Origin of the sequence: Bradyrhizobium algeriense (assembly GCF_003062295.1) — a bacterium.
In the GTDB taxonomy this organism is placed as follows: Bacteria; Pseudomonadota; Alphaproteobacteria; order Rhizobiales; family Xanthobacteraceae; genus Bradyrhizobium; species Bradyrhizobium algeriense.
On record NZ_PYCN01000012.1, the window covers coordinates 135,490 to 150,531 of the forward strand.

Annotated in this window: 17 protein-coding genes and 2 pseudogenes; 10 read left to right on the plus strand and 9 right to left on the minus strand. The window is 63.4% G+C overall.

Features of this window, described 5'->3' with window-relative positions:
- Positions 1–98 precede the first annotated feature (98 nt).
- On the plus strand, positions 99–317 hold the full coding sequence (locus C7G61_RS22950) for a hypothetical protein (protein WP_108518681.1): 219 nt from the start codon (positions 99–101) through the stop codon (positions 315–317).
- A 166-nt stretch (positions 318–483) separates the two neighbouring features.
- On the opposite strand, the gene C7G61_RS22955 is transcribed toward C7G61_RS22950, so the two are convergent.
- Positions 484–1,236, minus strand: a complete 753-nt coding sequence (locus C7G61_RS22955) for an SDR family NAD(P)-dependent oxidoreductase (RefSeq protein WP_108518684.1) — start codon at positions 1,234–1,236, stop codon at positions 484–486.
- Between the two features lie 115 nt (positions 1,237–1,351).
- Positions 1,352–1,993, minus strand: a complete 642-nt coding sequence (gene pdxH, locus C7G61_RS22960; RefSeq protein ID WP_108518686.1) for a pyridoxamine 5'-phosphate oxidase — start codon at positions 1,991–1,993, stop codon at positions 1,352–1,354.
- Positions 1,994–2,115: 122 nt separating this feature from the next.
- Here pdxH and C7G61_RS22965 point away from each other — a divergent pair, with 122 nt between their 5' ends.
- Together C7G61_RS22965 and C7G61_RS22970 are read left to right on the plus strand one after the other, a co-directional pair.
- The gene (locus C7G61_RS22965; protein ID WP_108518688.1) at positions 2,116–2,523 is read left to right on the plus strand and encodes an RT0821/Lpp0805 family surface protein; all 408 of its coding nucleotides are present in this window, start codon (positions 2,116–2,118) and stop codon (positions 2,521–2,523) included.
- 147 nt (positions 2,524–2,670) lie between these two features.
- Positions 2,671–3,636 carry a DnaJ C-terminal domain-containing protein gene (locus C7G61_RS22970; protein WP_108518690.1) on the plus strand — a complete coding sequence of 322 codons (966 nt, stop codon included), beginning with the start codon at positions 2,671–2,673 and terminating at the stop codon, positions 3,634–3,636.
- A 469-nt stretch (positions 3,637–4,105) separates the two neighbouring features.
- Here C7G61_RS22970 and C7G61_RS22975 read toward each other — a convergent pair whose 3' ends face one another.
- Together C7G61_RS22975 and C7G61_RS22980 are read right to left on the minus strand one after the other, a co-directional pair.
- Complete coding sequence (locus tag C7G61_RS22975; RefSeq protein WP_108518692.1) at positions 4,106–4,876, minus strand: anti-sigma factor family protein; 771 nt, start codon at positions 4,874–4,876, stop codon at positions 4,106–4,108.
- A gap of 67 nt (positions 4,877–4,943) precedes the next feature.
- A complete protein-coding gene (locus C7G61_RS22980; RefSeq protein ID WP_108518694.1) occupies positions 4,944–5,432 on the minus strand; it encodes an RNA polymerase sigma factor in 489 nt (162 codons plus the stop codon).
- 245 nt (positions 5,433–5,677) lie between these two features.
- Here C7G61_RS22980 and C7G61_RS22985 point away from each other — a divergent pair.
- From C7G61_RS22985 to aroC, 5 genes and pseudogenes are all read left to right on the plus strand, one after another.
- Positions 5,678–5,833: pseudogene (locus C7G61_RS22985) on the plus strand (SDR family oxidoreductase); the annotation flags it as partial.
- Positions 5,834–5,844: 11 nt separating this feature from the next.
- Positions 5,845–6,444, plus strand: a complete 600-nt coding sequence (locus tag C7G61_RS22990; protein ID WP_108518697.1) for a histidine phosphatase family protein — start codon at positions 5,845–5,847, stop codon at positions 6,442–6,444.
- Between the two features lie 46 nt (positions 6,445–6,490).
- Entirely contained in the window at positions 6,491–6,832 is a 342-nt protein-coding gene (locus C7G61_RS22995) for a type II toxin-antitoxin system TacA family antitoxin (RefSeq protein ID WP_108518699.1), read from the plus strand.
- Positions 6,820–7,350 (plus strand): GNAT family N-acetyltransferase, encoded by a 531-nt coding sequence (locus C7G61_RS23000; protein WP_108518702.1) that lies wholly within the window; start codon positions 6,820–6,822, stop codon positions 7,348–7,350. Before C7G61_RS22995 ends, C7G61_RS23000 begins: the two co-directional genes overlap by 13 nt.
- Before the next feature lie 90 nt (positions 7,351–7,440).
- Positions 7,441–8,529, plus strand: coding sequence for a chorismate synthase (gene aroC, locus C7G61_RS23005; RefSeq protein WP_108518705.1), 1,089 nt, complete (start codon positions 7,441–7,443; stop codon positions 8,527–8,529).
- 29 nt (positions 8,530–8,558) lie between these two features.
- Here the strand turns inward: aroC and C7G61_RS23010 are convergent, their stop codons facing one another.
- The gene (locus C7G61_RS23010; protein ID WP_108518708.1) at positions 8,559–10,253 is read right to left on the minus strand and encodes a GMC family oxidoreductase; all 1,695 of its coding nucleotides are present in this window, start codon (positions 10,251–10,253) and stop codon (positions 8,559–8,561) included.
- A 119-nt stretch (positions 10,254–10,372) separates the two neighbouring features.
- On the opposite strand from C7G61_RS23010, the gene C7G61_RS23015 reads away from it, so the two are divergent.
- Positions 10,373–11,557, plus strand: coding sequence for an adenylate/guanylate cyclase domain-containing protein (locus C7G61_RS23015; protein WP_108518710.1), 1,185 nt, complete (start codon positions 10,373–10,375; stop codon positions 11,555–11,557).
- Between the two features lie 173 nt (positions 11,558–11,730).
- Here C7G61_RS23015 and C7G61_RS23020 read toward each other — a convergent pair.
- From C7G61_RS23020 to C7G61_RS23030, 3 genes and pseudogenes are all read right to left on the minus strand, one after another.
- A pseudogene (locus C7G61_RS23020) lies at positions 11,731–12,266 on the minus strand (REP-associated tyrosine transposase).
- A gap of 125 nt (positions 12,267–12,391) precedes the next feature.
- Positions 12,392–12,697, minus strand: coding sequence for an ATP-dependent Clp protease adapter ClpS (clpS, locus tag C7G61_RS23025; protein ID WP_108518712.1), 306 nt, complete (start codon positions 12,695–12,697; stop codon positions 12,392–12,394).
- A gap of 48 nt (positions 12,698–12,745) precedes the next feature.
- The gene (locus tag C7G61_RS23030) at positions 12,746–13,063 is read right to left on the minus strand and encodes a hypothetical protein (RefSeq protein ID WP_108518714.1); all 318 of its coding nucleotides are present in this window, start codon (positions 13,061–13,063) and stop codon (positions 12,746–12,748) included.
- Between the two features lie 199 nt (positions 13,064–13,262).
- Here C7G61_RS23030 and C7G61_RS23035 point away from each other — a divergent pair, with 199 nt between their 5' ends.
- Positions 13,263–14,135: a DUF1194 domain-containing protein gene (locus tag C7G61_RS23035; protein WP_108518716.1), complete on the plus strand. Its 873-nt coding sequence runs from the start codon at positions 13,263–13,265 to the stop codon at positions 14,133–14,135.
- Positions 14,136–14,280: 145 nt separating this feature from the next.
- On the opposite strand, the gene C7G61_RS23040 is transcribed toward C7G61_RS23035, so the two are convergent.
- Positions 14,281–14,985, minus strand: a complete 705-nt coding sequence (locus C7G61_RS23040) for a nucleotidyltransferase domain-containing protein (RefSeq protein ID WP_244608424.1) — start codon at positions 14,983–14,985, stop codon at positions 14,281–14,283.
- Between the last annotated feature and the right edge of the window lie 57 nt (positions 14,986–15,042).

A 15,042-nucleotide genomic window follows, 5' to 3' on the forward strand; every position in this document is an offset into this window, starting at 1 on the left:
AAGATCGACTCAATTCCACCGCTAAAATTTGAGCAGTGCGCTGAACGAATGATCGAAACTTGTCTGCGATAACGTATTTCTCAGGCCGCGAGGATCCCATGGTTGAGAAACTCATAATGTCGCCACGCAACGTCATCGATCTTGCGCGCTATCAGCAGGCCCGCGTCGTTGGCAAGGCGCAGGCGTTCTCGACGCGGCTTTGCCGGCACTGCGGTGCTGTGCTGGCGGACGGCGAGAACGAGGACGAGTGTTCGAGCACGCTTAACGTTGCTGCGACCACACTGCGCACGGCGCAACGAAAGTTTTACGCGGAGTGATGTTGCTTCCGCGAGCAAGAACCTCATTCCGAGGTACGAGGTCTTGCGCGCGTCCAGAAGGACGGCGGCGTGGGATGGGTGGAGCGCAGCGAAACCCATCAATGCCGGCGTTCACAGGCGATGGGTTTCGCTTCGCTCTACCCATCCCACGCGATCGCATCCTGCGCTAGACGTGCTGGCCGCCGTTGATGTGGATCTCTGCGCCGTTCACGTACGAACTGGTTTCCGTGCACAGCACATAGATGATCTTCGCGACTTCGTCCGGCGTGCCGAGCCGGTGCATCGGAATCTGCTGCTCGACGATCTTCTCGGTGCCCGGCGACAGGATCGAGGTGTCGATCTCGCCCGGCGCGATCGCGTTGACGCGGACGCCGACCCGGCCGAAATCGAAGGCCATTTCCCGTGTGAGTGAAGCAAGCGCCGCCTTCGAGGTCGCATAGGCCACGCCCGCGAACGGGTGCACGCGTGAGCCCGCGATCGAGGTGACGTTCACCACCGCGCCCTTGGCGTGCTTCAATTCCTCGATCAGCCCGCGCGCGATCATGACCGGCGCGAAGAAGTTGACATGAAAGACGTGGCTCCAGGTTTCGATATCGGTGTCCATGGTGCCGAGCCGGCCGCCGCCCGGGCCCTTCGGCGAGATCGCGGCGTTGTTGACCAGCGCGTGCAGTTCGTCGTTCTCCAGCCGCCTGCGGATCTCGGAGATCGCGCGCACGGTGTCGTCGTGGCTGCCGAGGTCGACCTCGATGTGGTCCTCCGGGCCTGCGCCCCATGGGCAGATTTCCGGAAAGGCATGCCGCGAGCAGGTGATGACGCGCCAGCCGGCCGAGGAGAACCGGATCGCGGTGGCATGGCCGATGCCGCGGCTGGCACCGGTCAAGAGTAGCGTGCGCCGCGGCGCGTTGGATGAAGAGGGCATTTAGATTCTCTCGTTCTCCGTCATGCCCGGGCTTGTCCCGGGCATCCACGTCTTAGGACTCGGTGAAACTAAGACGTGGATGGCCGGGACAAGCCCGGCCATGACGGTCTGAGTTTTAGGGATAGAGTCGCACCTTGCTCCAGGCTTGTGTCGGCGCATCGCGGCGGAATTCGATGCGGTCGTGCAGGCGGAACGGGCGGTCATGCCAGAATTCGATACGTGCGGGGTGAATGCGCCAGCCGCTCCACCCCTGCGGGCGCGGGACTTCGCTGATGACGTATTTGGCGGCGACCTTGGCGATCGCCTGCTCGAAGGCAAAGCGGCTCTCCAGAGGCTGCGACTGCTTGCTGGCCCAGGCGCCGATCTGCGCCTGCTTCGGGCGCGTGGCGAAATAGGCGTCGGCCTCCTCTGATGTCACCGGCGACACGTTGCCGCGGATGCGGACCTGACGGCGCAGCGACTTCCAGTGAAATAGTAAAGCCGCCTTAGGATTTGCGGCGAGTTCGCGGCCCTTCTGGCTGGCGATGTGGCTGTAGAACACGAAACCATCCGCATCATAGCCCTTCATCAGCACCATCCGGACGTCCGGCAGCCCGTCGCTGTCGACGGTCGCCAGCGCCATCGCGTTGGGATCGTTCGGTTCGGACTTCACGGCTTCCGCAAACCATTCGGCGAACAGCGCAAACGGTTCCTCGGCCGCGGTAAAATCACCCGATGTTAACGGTGCCGGGTGTTTGATGGAGGTCGTGTCCGTCATGGCAGGAGTCCCAGTTGCGTCCATTCGCGTCCCAGAGCGTGTTGCAGCCCCGATACGGGCTCGCTCTATATAGGGCATGGGGACGCGTTGGCCTATCGGCGATCGGGCCGAGCGGCGCAGTGATGACCTTGATTTTGATCGGTCTCGGCTCGGGCGGCTGCAGCCTGTCGCGCCCGGACGCCTATGCCAGGATGAACGCCGCCGACGTCACGGGTTCGCTGAGCAAGCAACCGGGCACGGCGCCGGCGCCGACCGAGAGCGACCTTGCCTTTGCACGCACCGCCGCCTCCGACGTGCTGACCAAGGGCGACAAGGATTCCAGCCAGCCTTGGGAAAATCCGGAAACCGGCGCGCGCGGCTCGGTGACGCCGCTGTCGCAGGCCTATTCCGCCGAAGACGGGCGCACCTGCCGGGATTTCCTGGCGAGCTACGTCAACGGCCGTGCGGAAAGCTGGCTGCAGGGCGCTGCCTGCAAAGCCGGCAGTGGCCGATGGGAGATCCACACCATCAAGCCCTGGACCAGGGGATAAGGCCTGAAAGGTTTTCGAGCCAAGCCTTTTTTCAAGCCAAGCCTTCAAGCTAGTTGCAAAAATGCAACTGGATCCCCAGATGAAGCCAAAGCGGGCGAATTGTCCTAAGCTTCAACAAACCGAATTCCCGTGAAGGAGACCTGACGGATGCGCGACCCCTATGAGGTCTTGGGGGTGCCGCGGGGCGCCAGCGCTGCAGCGATCAAGAGTGCCTATCGCAAGCTCGCCAAGAAGCATCACCCGGACAACAACAAGAACGATCCGAAGGCGGCTGCGCGCTTTTCCGAGATCAATTCCGCCAACGAGATCATCGGCGACGAGGACAAGCGCAAGCAGTTCGACCGCGGTGAGATCGACGCCGAGGGCAAGCCACGTTTCCAAGGCTTTTCTGGCAGCGGTTTTCCCGGCGGCGACCCGCGCGGCCGCGCCGGTGGAGCTGGTGGCTTCGAGTCCTACAGCTTCCGCACCGGTGGCGGCGCGGGCGGGGCGGGCTTTGAGGATATCCTCAACAGCATGTTCGGTGGCGCGGCCAGGGGTGGACGTCCGGGCGGCGGCCGGACCTTTGAATTCGACACCGGCGGGATCGGCCTCGACCTCGACCTGAACGTCGCCATGACGGTGTCGCTGGAAGAGTCGGTCAAGGGTGGGGAAAAGCGCGTCCGCCTGCCGACCGGCAAGGAGCTCAACGTCAGGATTCCGGCAGGCGTCATCGCCGGCCAGCAGATCCGGCTGAAGGGGCAGGGCGAAACCGCGCCGGGCCACCCGCCGGGCGATCTGCTGATTACGGTCAGCATCGCACCGCATCCCTTTTTCAAGGTCGAAGGCAGCGATTTGCGGCTGGATCTGCCCATTACGCTCTATGAGGCGGTGCTGGGCGGCAAGGTCCGGGTGCCGACGCTCGGCAGCGCGGTGGAACTGTCGATCCCGAAAAACACCTCCAGCGGTCGCATTTTCCGCCTCAAGGGCAAGGGTCTGCCCAAGGCGGGGGGAGCAGGGGACCTGTTCGTCACCACCCGAATTATTCTGCCCGACGGGAACGATGCCGAGCTTGAGGCATTGATGGAAAAGTGGCGCGACGGCCACCCTTATAATCCGCGCAGCGATTTCGGCTGAGTCGGGCGATTCGGTCGCGATTCGCGGTGTGAAAACACGTGTCGAACAGTACGGGGCCTGGCAGGAATTTTTCCCGACGAATCAGCCTATTTCCTTGAAAACAAATGGTTTCTTGGAAAAAGGGGCGGCCTCGAAAGGGGGACCAGCGCGGTACCAAACCCCGATCGAGGCCGCTTGCGCCGATCGGCGGATCGAACGCTGCTCATTTTCGCGTGATCACCCAGTGCATTAATGAGACGCGCTGGTGGTTTGATTCCAGATTTTCGATGTCAGAATTTGGACAAGCGGCGCGGTGTTGCCTATCCGCCGCTTTTCTTGCCGGTAGCCCGGATGGAGCCAACGGGTCGCGCGGATGCGCGCCCCGCGACGAGCGCAATCGCGCTCGCACAGTGATGACAGGCTCCGCGCAATCCGGGAACACGCCATCCGCTCGCACTGGTTTTGCTTCGCTTCACCCGGGCTACGCGGGTTAGCCCTTCTTCTCCATCTGATCGTAGATCGCCTGGGCGACCTGGGTCAGTCGCCCCCGGTCGACGCCGGTGGACACCACGGCATAGATGACGCCGTCATCAGCCCAGAACAGCGTGCTTTCCTTGCCTTCCGCCGCGTATCGCATCTGCGTCGCCTCGGCGTTCGATTTCGCGGTGTAGATCGTAAAACGTTCGCCCGAGGCGCTTTCGTACATCATGAAGGACGCCGGCCCCCCGGAGCCCGGCAGCAGCCGACCGCCGACCAGCTTCAATCCGGCATTCGTCAGTTCTGGCGCGCGGACGACCCAGCCGCAGCGCTTGGTCAGCCATTGCTGCAGATGACTGCGTTCGCTGCCCGGCACCTCGACGGGATGCCGCACCTCCACCACGTAAAGCCGGTGCGCTTCGATCGCGTGCACCGTCAGATTTTGGAAGGCGGAGGGCGCCGCCGTCGCGCCGCGCGCGAGCCAGCCGACGCTGCCGCCGACGATGAACGCCGCCAGCGTGGCCGCGATCGCGCCGTAGACCCATTTGCGCGGCTGTTGCACCAGCCGCTCGATCTCGAGCCGCTTCGGCACGGCTTCGTCGACAACCGAATCGTACCTGGCGTGCAGCGCGTCTGCCATCGCGCGCCACGACTGCACCCGCGCGGCATCGTCGGGATGCGAGGCGAGCCACGCCTCGACGTCACTGCTCCGTTCCGCCGGCAGCTCGTTGTCGACGTAAGCATGCAGCTCGTCTTCGGTGACGGGAATGTTGCGATCGGTCATTGTCGTCGTCTCTGTCTCTTCCTGATCCTGCGTCTATTCTCTGATCCGCCTGTACGTCACGTTTTCATCATTTCACCCGCCGCAGCGCCGCACGCTCGCCCTCGAGCGAAGCTTTGACATGCGCGCGTGCGCGTGCAAGCCGGGACATTACGGTGCCGATCGGCACGCCCTGGATCTCGGCGACCTCGCGGTAGCTCAGTCCTTCCAGCATCACGAGCAGCAGCACCGAGCGCTGTTCTTCCACCAGCGTTGCCAGCGCGCGGGCGATATCGCGGCCCTCCGCCTCGGTGCCGCTGGCGTCGGAGTTGTTGTCGAGCAGCGGCATGAATTGCGGCCGCCGCGCCAGCGACCGCCGCCGGTTCTTGTTCAAATTGGTCAGGATCGTATAGAGCCAGCTCCTGACGTCGCCGCCGAGAAACAGCCGTTCCGAACGCAACGCACGCACCAGCGTGTCCTGCACCAGATCATCGGCGATGTCGGCATCGCGCGTGAGTGCACGTGCATAGCGACGGAGCGCCGGAATCATGGCTTCGACACTTTGACGAAACGCGCTCATCGGCACCAGATTGCAAGAGTTGTCGAGGCGCGAACGCCTTACCCAACATAACACCCAATTGACGTGTCTATTCCAGCCATCGAGGCGTATCGGAAACAGCGTTAATCCGAAGCGCGGATTTGGGCTCGACCGCGCTGGAGTGCTGGTGTACCTCCAAGCCCGACAGGGAAGCTCGTTTGGAAAGCCGCATGTCGCAAAAATCAGGCCTGGTGCAGGGCAAGCGCGGGGTGATCCTCGGCGCCGCCAAGGAGGTCGGCGACAGCGCGCTGTGTCTGTTGTCGGACCTGTCGCGCGGCGTCACCGGCGAGGTTCACCATGTCGACGCCGGTTATGACGTCGTCGGCATGAAGCGTCCGGAGGCGCCGGACATCTCGCTCTCCAATTCGCTAGCTAAGGAATAGCCGAAAGTCCGATGCCCGCGCCCGTGATCTACTACATCCGCCATGGCGAGACGTCGTGGAATGCGGAAGGCAGGCTGCAGGGTGCGCAGGACATTCCGCTGAACGATCTCGGCCGCAGGCAGGCGGCCCATGCCGGCAATGTCCTCGCTGAGTTGTTGGCGCGCGATGGCCGCGACAAGGCCACGCTGCCGTTCGTCGCAAGTCCGCTCGGCCGGGCGCGGGCGACGATGGAATTGGTGCGCGGCGCCTTGAAGCTGCCGCCGGAAAAATATGCGCTCGACGACCGCCTGCGCGAGATCGGCTACGGCGTCTGGGAGGGCTCGACGCTGGCCGAGATGCAGGCCGCCGATCCCGTACTCTACGCAAAGCGGCTGACGGCGAAATGGACGATGGCCCCGGAAGGCGGCGAGACCTACGCCGAAGTGCAGGACCGGATGCGCGACTGGTACGATTCCGTGGAGGGCGACACCGTCGCCGTGGCCCATGGCGGCACGGCGCGGGCGCTGATGGTGGCGCTCGGCATCGAAACGCCGCAGAGCGCCGCGGACCTCCTGATCGAGCAGGGCGCCGTCTACGTGTTCCGCGACGGGGGCTTGCGGAGGTATAGTTGAATGATTTTGTATTGACATTGTATATACAGCCGTATATATCCCAGCAATGCCAAAGGACCGCTCCTCATCCTCCAAGGGCTTGGAAAATGCGACCATTGCTGTCGCAGAGCGCTCATCCATTGCGGATTCGAAGGGCAGCATTAACCTGCGCATCGAGGCCAATACCCGACAACTCATCGACGATGCAGCGGCGATCCTCGGCAAGACGCGCACGGAGTTCATGATCGAGACGGCCCGGCGGCAAGCGATCGACGTGCTGCTCGACCAGCGTCTATTCGTACTCGATTCCAAGCGCTACGATGCCTTCCTGCACGCGCTCGACAATCCCCCCGCGCCGGGACCGAAGCTGCGGTCGCTGCTCCGCCGAGCGCCGGCATGGCAGAAGTAGAAGACGCATCGGAACGCCCCGAGCCCGGATTATCGGCCCCTGTTCCCCTCACTGCCGAGCATAACCTTTCCGGCTTCGACTGCGGCGAACCTGCATTGAACGACTGGCTACGGCATCGAGCCTTGAAGAACGAAAGCCGTTTTTCGCGAACCTATGTCGTCTGCGAGGGCAACCGGGCGGTCGCCTATTTCTGCATCTCGGCCGGGGCGGTGGAGCGCGCGGCGGCGCCGGGCAAGGTGCGACGCAATGCACCCGACACGATTCCGGTATCGATCATCGGGCGGTTAGCGGTCAGCCGCGACCACGCGGGCAAGGGGCTGGGCGCCGACATCCTCGCCGACGCGCTTCGCCGCATCGCGGTCGCATCACAGAGCATCGGCATTGGGGCGGTTCTTGTGCATGCGAAGGATGAAGCGGCAAAGCGCTTCTACATCAGATGCGCCGAGTTCATCGAGTATCCGGAAGACAGCCGCACCCTGTTTCTCCCGATCGAAACCGTAGTCGCGGCCTTTAGCTAATTTGGGGGTCCCGGACGTCCGCAGAAGGTTATTTGACCCACGTAACGCGCCGCGTTACCACACGTCCAATCCGGCAATTTCGAGCTCCAAATGTCCCACAACACCTTCGGCCATATGTTCCGGGTCACGACCTTCGGCGAAAGCCACGGGATCGCGATCGGCTGCGTGGTCGACGGCTGCCCGCCGCTGATCCCGCTGACATCAGAAGATATCCAGCACGATCTCGACCGCCGCCGCCCGGGACAGTCACGCTTCACCACCCAGCGCCAGGAGCCGGACGCGGTCAAAATCCTGTCCGGCGTGATGGCCCATCCCGAGACCGGCGCGCAGGTGACGACGGGCACACCGATCGCACTGCTGATCGAGAACACCGATCAGCGCTCCAAGGACTATTCCGAGATCAAGGACAAGTTTCGCCCCGGTCACGCCGACTTCACCTATGAGGCCAAATACGGCCTGCGCGATTATCGTGGCGGTGGACGATCGTCGGCGCGCGAGACGGCGACGCGCGTCGCAGCCGGCGCTATCGCGCGCAAAATTCTTCCCGACGTGAAGGTGCGCGGCGCGCTGGTGCAGATGGGCCCGCACAAGATCGATCGCGACAAATGGGACTGGGACGAGATCGCGCGCAACCCGTTCTTCTGTCCCGACAAGAACAGCGCGGCGTTCTTCGAGACATATCTCGACGGCATCCGCAAGAGCGGCTCCTCGATCGGGGCTGTGATCGAAGTGGTCGCCGAAGGCGTGCCGGCAGGCTGGGGCGCGCCGATCTATGCCAAGCTCGACGGGGAACTGGCGGCGGCGATGATGAGCATCAACGCCGTGAAGGGCGTCGAGATCGGCGCAGGCTTTGGCGCGGCCGAATTGTCGGGCGAGGAAAACGCCGACGAGATGCGCACCGGCAATAACGGCACGCGATTCCTGTCCAACAATGCCGGCGGCGTGCTCGGCGGCATCTCGACCGGCCAGCCGGTGGTGGTGCGCTTTGCGGTGAAGCCGACCTCGTCGATCCTCTCGCCGCGCAAGACGGTGGATCGCGCCGGCGCCGACACCGACATCATGACCAAGGGCCGCCACGATCCCTGCGTCGGCATCCGCGCTGTGCCGGTGGGCGAGGCGATGATGGCCTGCGTGCTCGCCGATCACTTCCTGCGTCATCGCGGTCAGGTTGGCGGGTAGCGTCCGGACTTAAGGAATCCCGGCCTCCCTCACTGCATGGCGTCTGCGATCTTTTCCGCCGCCATCAGGACCGGGAAATTGGTGTTGGCGCACGGCACCACCGGGAAAATCGAGGCGTCGACCACGCGCAATCCCTGCACGCCCTTGACGCGGCCTTGGGTGTCTACGACCGCCATCGGATCGTCCGCCCGGCCCATCCGGCATGAGCAGGAGGCGTGCCACACGCCGATCGCCGCCTTGCGCACGAAGGCTTCGAGCACCTCGTCGTCGCGCATGACCTGCTCGAACGTAAAACCTTCGACGATGAAATTGTCGATCATGTAGTGGCGCAGCGCCGCCGGCCCGTCCATCAGCGTTGCGGCAATGGCGGTGAGGATCTTGTTCTTGGTGTTGACCACACCGATCTTGCGCACGCGGTCGGAATACGAGGCCGGGAATGGCTTGTCGGTGACGGCCTTGAGCGGCGCACTCATCTGCAGCGCCGCCATCTTGCGAAAGCCGCTCATCAGGCGATCGAGATCGCGCCTGTCGGACAACAGGTTGAACTCGACAATCGGTTCTATCCGCGGGTCGCGCGAGGCGAGTTTCACCTGCCCGGTCTCCGAATAGGTTTTGTTGACGAAGGTGAGCAGCGAGGCGATCTGCTCGCCGACTGAATGCCAGGCCGACTTGGTGAGGACGGCGACGAACATGTCGCCGGCCGGCGTGCCCGGAAGCCCCGAAGAGTAGCGCAGCCCCATCTGGATGTGACGCCTGGTGTGCTCGTTCATGCGTGCGCCACGGCGGACAAAGGACGACAACGCGATCGAGGGATGATCCATCAGGCCCTGGCCGACGCCCGCGAGGCCCATCAGGACCGGAATGCCCATCTCCTTCAGGTGCCCGACCGGCCCGATGCCGGCGCGCAGCAGATGCGCCGGCGAATGGATCGCGCCACATGAAAGGATGATCTCGCGACCGCGGAACTCTTGCTGGCGGCCATCGACCAGCGCCTTCACGCCGACGCATTGCGTGCCCTCGAACAGCAGCTCCTTGACCTCTGTGTTGGTCGAGATCGTCAGGTTGGCGCGCTTGCGGGTTTCGCGATCGAGATAGCCCATCGCGGCCGAGACACGCTGCTCGTCCTGGTTGGAGTGTGTCACCGGGAAGTAGCCGTCTGTGAACTCGCCGTTCTGGTCGGGCAGGAATGCATAGCCGGCGAGCTTGCAGGCCTCGCCCATCGCCTGCGAATGCCGTGTCCAATGCTGCTGCGGAATGCGGCGGACGGGGATGCGGCCGTCGTTACCGTGGAATGGCCCGTCGAAATCGAGGTCGCGCTCGACCTTCTTGAAGTAGGGCAGCACGTCGTTCCAGTTCCAGCCCGCGGCGCCGCGGGCCTCCCACTCCGCGTAGTCGGTCGGCGCGCCGCGGTTGGCCATCTGGCCGTTGATGGAGGACCCGCCACCCAGCACGCGCGCCTGCTCATACTTGCGCAATGGCGGGCGGCTCTCATCGGGGTTGTTGTGGCTGACGATCTGGGTCGTGACCTTGAGTTCGGTCCAGTGGAAGCGCGGATCGAAATACGCCAGCCCCGAATAGCTGTCGCGGATCTCGGGCGGCTCGTTGCCGGGCGGCGTGTCCTGGCCTGCTTCGCAGAGCAGGACTTTGTTGGCGCTTCTGGCGGAGAGCCGGTGGGCCATGACCGAGCCTGCTGATCCACCGCCGACGATGATGATGTCGTACACTTTGACGTTTCCTCTTGTTCTTTCGCCGTAAAGCTAGCGCAGCTCCGTCGTCGGGTCACGCGGCTGTCGTTGCGAGCGCGCTTGACGTTTCAAGGGGTTGCGCGGCAAATACCGGCGCCATGGATGCATCAAGACTGCGAGAGCTGACCGATTGGCTGATGGACGGCGGGAGATCCGCGGCCAGCCCCAAGAGATTTATGGCCGAGTGCTGCGAACGGATGGTCGCGGCGGGGCTGCCGCTGTGGCGTGTCGGCGTCTTCGTTCGAACCCTGCATCCCGAAATTTACGGGCGCAGTTTCATCTGGAAGCCGGGCGCCGAGGTCGAGATCGGGGCGGTCGACTACAATATCCTGCAGTCACCGGATTTTCACACCAGCCCGCTGATCATCGTGTTCCAGCAAGGGGTGGAAGTTCGGGCCCGGGTCGATGATCCCGCGAGCCGGCGCTTTCCGATCATCGACGACTTTCGCGCCGAAGGCGTCACGGATTATGTCGCGCTGCCGCTGCCCTTCATCGGCGGCACGGTGAATGCATCGAGCTGGACCACCAAGCAGCCCGGTGGATTCACAGACGAACAGTTGGTGGCACTGCGGAGTCTCGCGAAGCCGCTGGCACGGGTGGTCGAGATCATTAGTTTGAACCGGATGGCTGCGAGCCTGCTCGACACCTATGTCGGCAACAGCGCCGGCGAGCGCATCATGGGCGGTCAGATCAGACGCGGCCACACCGAGACGATGAATGCCGCGATCTGGCTCTCCGATCTGCGCGGCTTCACCGCATTGTCGGACCGGTTGCCGGCCGAGACCGTCGTGGACATTCTGAACCAGTATTTCGATTGCCAGGTCGCCGCGATCAAGAAACATGGCGGTGACGTGCTGAAATATATGGGCGACGGCCTGCTCGCGGTTTTTCCAATCGACGAATATGTCGGCGACGAGCAGCAGGTTTGCAGCCACGTGCTCGAAGCCGCCCACGAATCCCGCGCCAGCGTCGCCGACCTGCAGTATCCGATCGGCGATGCCGTCGAACGGTTTCGCTTCGGTGTCGCCCTGCATGTCGGACGGATTCTTTACGGCAATATCGGCGGCGGCAACCGGCTCGACTTCACCTGCATTGGACCTGCGGTGAATCTGGCGGCGCGGCTGGAAAAGATCGCGAGCCAGACCAAGCGCACCATCGTGGCGTCGGAAGGATTTGCCGGCATCTGCCGGGGAGGCTGGAGCGATCTCGGCGAGTTTCCGGTCGCCGGTTTCGCAAAAGCCGCACGCGTCTACGGCCTGACCGACGAAACCTCGGCGGCCTGAGGAATCCCGTAGCCCGGATGGAGCGCAGCGCAATCCGGGATTCGCGCCGCGGCCTGAGGTGTCCCGGATTACGCTGCGCTCCATCCGGGCTACGGGCGTTCGCGATCTCCGCTACTCTTACGGCTCGGTCGTGAACAGTTCGTAGCCCGGATGGAGCGAAGCGCAATCCGGGGTCAGTCTTTCCGTTCACCAAAATTGGCCATATCGGAGCGCCCATCGCCGCCCCAATCCGGAGCCAGAACACCCGCCCGGACATAGCGATGCAGCGAGGAGAACGGCCAGTCGGACGGCGACGTCACTAGCCGGTGCTTGACGGGGTTGAAATGCACATAATCGGTGCAACGTTCGAAATCCCGTTCATCACGAATGGTGTGTTCCCAAAAGCGCTTTTGCCAAAGCGAATATTCGCCGCGATGATCGCGCGAAATCGGCGCACCCGTAGCGGTGACGCTTCGCGTGAAGCCTCCCTTGATCCGTCGCCACCTATCTGAAAAATCGGCGTCGCCGGGTGGCAAAGTCAGAATTGCGTGCAAGTGGTCCGGGAGAATCACAATGGCGTCTGTAACGAAGGGCCGTTCACTTTGCGCTTTCCGAAATGCCGAACGCAGCAGGGCAACATGATCAATAGCGCGGATGACTTTCGGTCGTTCAGCGTGACCGTGAAGAAGAACGTTCCGCCGGGGACGAAGTTGCGCCGATAATGGACCATGTGCCAGTCTACCCCGGATTTCGCTGAAACGAGTAGCGCGGATGGAGCGCAGCGCAATCCGGGGACAGTTCGGGCCGCGGCGCGAATCCCGGATTGCGCTGCGCTCCATCCGGGCTACGGAAGAATCATTCCTCCGGCTCGGTCGTGAACAGTAGCGGGTAGCCTTTGGCGCGGCCGGCGTCGGTGGCGCGCGTCGCCTTGGTTTCGGCGACGTCCTTGGTGAACACGGCGACGACGCAGACGCCGCGGCGGTGCGCGGTGATCATCACCTTGTGGGCCTGGTCCTCGGTCATGCGGAATTCGGCCTTCAGCACCGTGACGACGAATTCGCGCGGCGTGTAATCGTCATTGACCAGGATGACCTTGTGCAGGCGCGGTCGCTCGGTCTTGGTTTTGACCTTGGTTTTTGGCGTGGCGGTGGTATCGGGCATTTCCAGTCGAGTCCGGCAAGCGAGCGAAATTCCAACGAGCCGCCGTGCTCAGTTGGCGCGGCAGTTCGCCAGGCGCTGCGCCATGGTCGGATCGCCGCGGCTGACGGCCGTCTCGATCAGTTTACAGGCTCCGGGCCGGTCCTGAAACGGGGGGTCGAGAGTTTCAGCTCGATCAGGGCTGGCCGCTTCAGGCTGCGTGGTGCCGGACCGAGGCGCTGGAAGCGACAACGCAACCACCGTGCCAAAGGCGAGCAGGCCGGTCGACACAATGGCTGTGCGCATTAACGGCGACGGGCTGTCATTCACTGGAAGTTTTGCGGGCGTAACCATGATCGTGCCGATGCGGCCCTTCTTGGCCGGTCGCATCACATCTGTCGCGCCGGGCACGCTAATCGTTCATTCGGAGCCGGATACCGGACAGGCGCATCGCTGCGCGGAACCAGCCGAGCAAGCGGGCTTGGACGAAGCCTGCTCCTAAAGCGAATGTGAAGGACAAATGATTTCAGCGCTTTGCGTTGGCCGTTTTGCATGTCACCATCACTGTCGTTCGACGGGAGGGCCGCAAATGCGCTGGTATGTCTCGATCGGGGTCGTGCTTGTCGCGGGCGTGCTCGCCGGCGGCGATGTGGCTGGTTTTGCCGCGCCGTATCAGACGAACCGGCCGGGCCAGCAGCCGAACGCCGCCAGCCGTCAACTGGCCGACAAGGAAGCCAATCCGACCGTCGACGTCGAACTCGTGCTTGCCGTCGACGTCTCCTATTCGATGGACATGGACGAACTGGCGCTGCAGCGGGAGGGCTACGCGCAGGCGATCGTCTCCAAGGAGTTCCTGCAGGCGCTGAAGAGCGGCCCGAACGGCAGGATCTCGGTCACCTATTTCGAATGGGCGGCATCGACCGACCAGAAGATCATCATCCCGTGGCGCCTGATCGACGGGCCCGAGACGGCGGACGCCGTCGCCAATGAAATCATCAAGACCCCGATCCGCCGCGCGTCGCGCACCTCGATCTCGGGTGCGATCCACTTCGCCATGCCGCTGTTCGACGAAAATCCGCACCGCGGCCTGCGGCGGGTGATCGATATTTCCGGCGATGGCCCGAACAACAACGGCGCACCCGTCACCATCGCCCGCGATGCCGCGTTGGAAAAGGGCATCGTCATCAACGGCCTGCCGATCATGGTGAAGGAGCCGTCCTATTCCACGATGGATATCGACAATCTCGATCTCTATTATGAGGACTGCGTCATCGGCGGCCCCGGCGCGTTCGTGGTCACGATCAAGGATCGCGACAAGTTCAAGGAAGCGATCCGCACCAAGCTGCTGCTCGAGATCGCGGGCCGCACCCCCGAGCGCCCCGTCGTGCCCACCGCCGGCCGTGAGCCGCGCGTCAATTGCATGATTGGCGAAAAGATCTGGCAAGACCGGTGGGGGAGGTGATGGGTATTCAGGCGAGGTTAGGCGCCTGCCGACATCTCCCTGATATCATGTTCCAGCGAACGCAGCGTCTGTAATGCCGCCTCGTTCTGTCCGGATCCGATCAATCGCCAGAGATCGGCGACCCGGCTCGTCAGGCTTTGAATTGTCACGGGAAAACTGGCGGCCGCAGCCAACGCGCTTTCTCGTTGATGAGATATTGCCCGTTGAGGGCAAACAGAACCTGTCCCAGGCAAGCCAGTGCACGATAGGCGCAGCCGGCAATATGCGTGCTGTCGCCGCGCGGCAGGGCGGTCTCGGCATTCTCGATGCTGAACGCGATTTCCCATTGAAAGCGCCGGATCAGGGCATCGCCCATTGCGCGCGGGTAGGGCGAAGTGCTCGCCTTCAACGCCGCGATCACTCCATCAGGATCGTGCAGGGGATGGCACTGCGCGATCTCACCCATCCATATCGCGGAGCAAAAGCCATGCGGATGGCCGGGTTGGTAATACATGCCAATGTCGCCGCTCCGGCACGTTTCGATCGTCTCCGTGACTTTCTTGATGCTCCGGTAGAGCAGGTCGACCTTGCGTCCGCCGATCACGAGCCACGCGCCGCCGACGATCCATGGGCCCCATTCCCCAATGGACGTCACGCGGATGGCGTCCGGGTCGTCGACGATGGCTTTCACCACCTCGCGGAGTCGGTCGGTATCCAAACCGACGCTGTCAGCATGGTAGAGGCCGATATCATAGTCGGATGCGTCGTGCGCCGTTCCGCGCGCCCGCGATCCGCCGAGCACGATGGCGGCAATGCCGGGGACAGCGGCGAGGAAGGGAGTGATGCGCGTGAGGAGCGGATCGTGTGACATGGGTGAGCTGCGGGGGACCGGCGCGCAGTATATCGAACGGCGCTGCGCCTCGCGATA

Bases quoted from the DNA above. Each gene is read 5' to 3' on its own strand.
- C7G61_RS23015 (WP_108518710.1), top strand. From the start codon at position 10,373: ATGGATGCATCAAGACTGCGAGAGCTGACCGATTGGCTGATGGACGGC.
- C7G61_RS22980 (WP_108518694.1), bottom strand. From the start codon at position 5,432: ATGAGCGCGTTTCGTCAAAGTGTCGAAGCCATGATTCCGGCGCTCCGT.
- C7G61_RS23040 (WP_244608424.1), bottom strand. From the start codon at position 14,985: ATGTCACACGATCCGCTCCTCACGCGCATCACTCCCTTCCTCGCCGCT.
- C7G61_RS22965 (WP_108518688.1), top strand. From the start codon at position 2,116: ATGACCTTGATTTTGATCGGTCTCGGCTCGGGCGGCTGCAGCCTGTCG.
- aroC (WP_108518705.1), top strand. From the start codon at position 7,441: ATGTCCCACAACACCTTCGGCCATATGTTCCGGGTCACGACCTTCGGC.
- C7G61_RS23000 (WP_108518702.1), top strand. From the start codon at position 6,820: ATGGCAGAAGTAGAAGACGCATCGGAACGCCCCGAGCCCGGATTATCG.
- clpS (WP_108518712.1), bottom strand. From the start codon at position 12,697: ATGCCCGATACCACCGCCACGCCAAAAACCAAGGTCAAAACCAAGACC.
- C7G61_RS23030 (WP_108518714.1), bottom strand. From the start codon at position 13,063: ATGCGACCGGCCAAGAAGGGCCGCATCGGCACGATCATGGTTACGCCC.
- C7G61_RS22975 (WP_108518692.1), bottom strand. From the start codon at position 4,876: ATGACCGATCGCAACATTCCCGTCACCGAAGACGAGCTGCATGCTTAC.
- C7G61_RS22970 (WP_108518690.1), top strand. From the start codon at position 2,671: ATGCGCGACCCCTATGAGGTCTTGGGGGTGCCGCGGGGCGCCAGCGCT.
- C7G61_RS22995 (WP_108518699.1), top strand. From the start codon at position 6,491: ATGCCAAAGGACCGCTCCTCATCCTCCAAGGGCTTGGAAAATGCGACC.
- C7G61_RS22950 (WP_108518681.1), top strand. From the start codon at position 99: ATGGTTGAGAAACTCATAATGTCGCCACGCAACGTCATCGATCTTGCG.
- C7G61_RS22955 (WP_108518684.1), bottom strand. From the start codon at position 1,236: ATGCCCTCTTCATCCAACGCGCCGCGGCGCACGCTACTCTTGACCGGT.
- C7G61_RS22990 (WP_108518697.1), top strand. From the start codon at position 5,845: ATGCCCGCGCCCGTGATCTACTACATCCGCCATGGCGAGACGTCGTGG.
- C7G61_RS23035 (WP_108518716.1), top strand. From the start codon at position 13,263: ATGCGCTGGTATGTCTCGATCGGGGTCGTGCTTGTCGCGGGCGTGCTC.
- pdxH (WP_108518686.1), bottom strand. From the start codon at position 1,993: ATGACGGACACGACCTCCATCAAACACCCGGCACCGTTAACATCGGGT.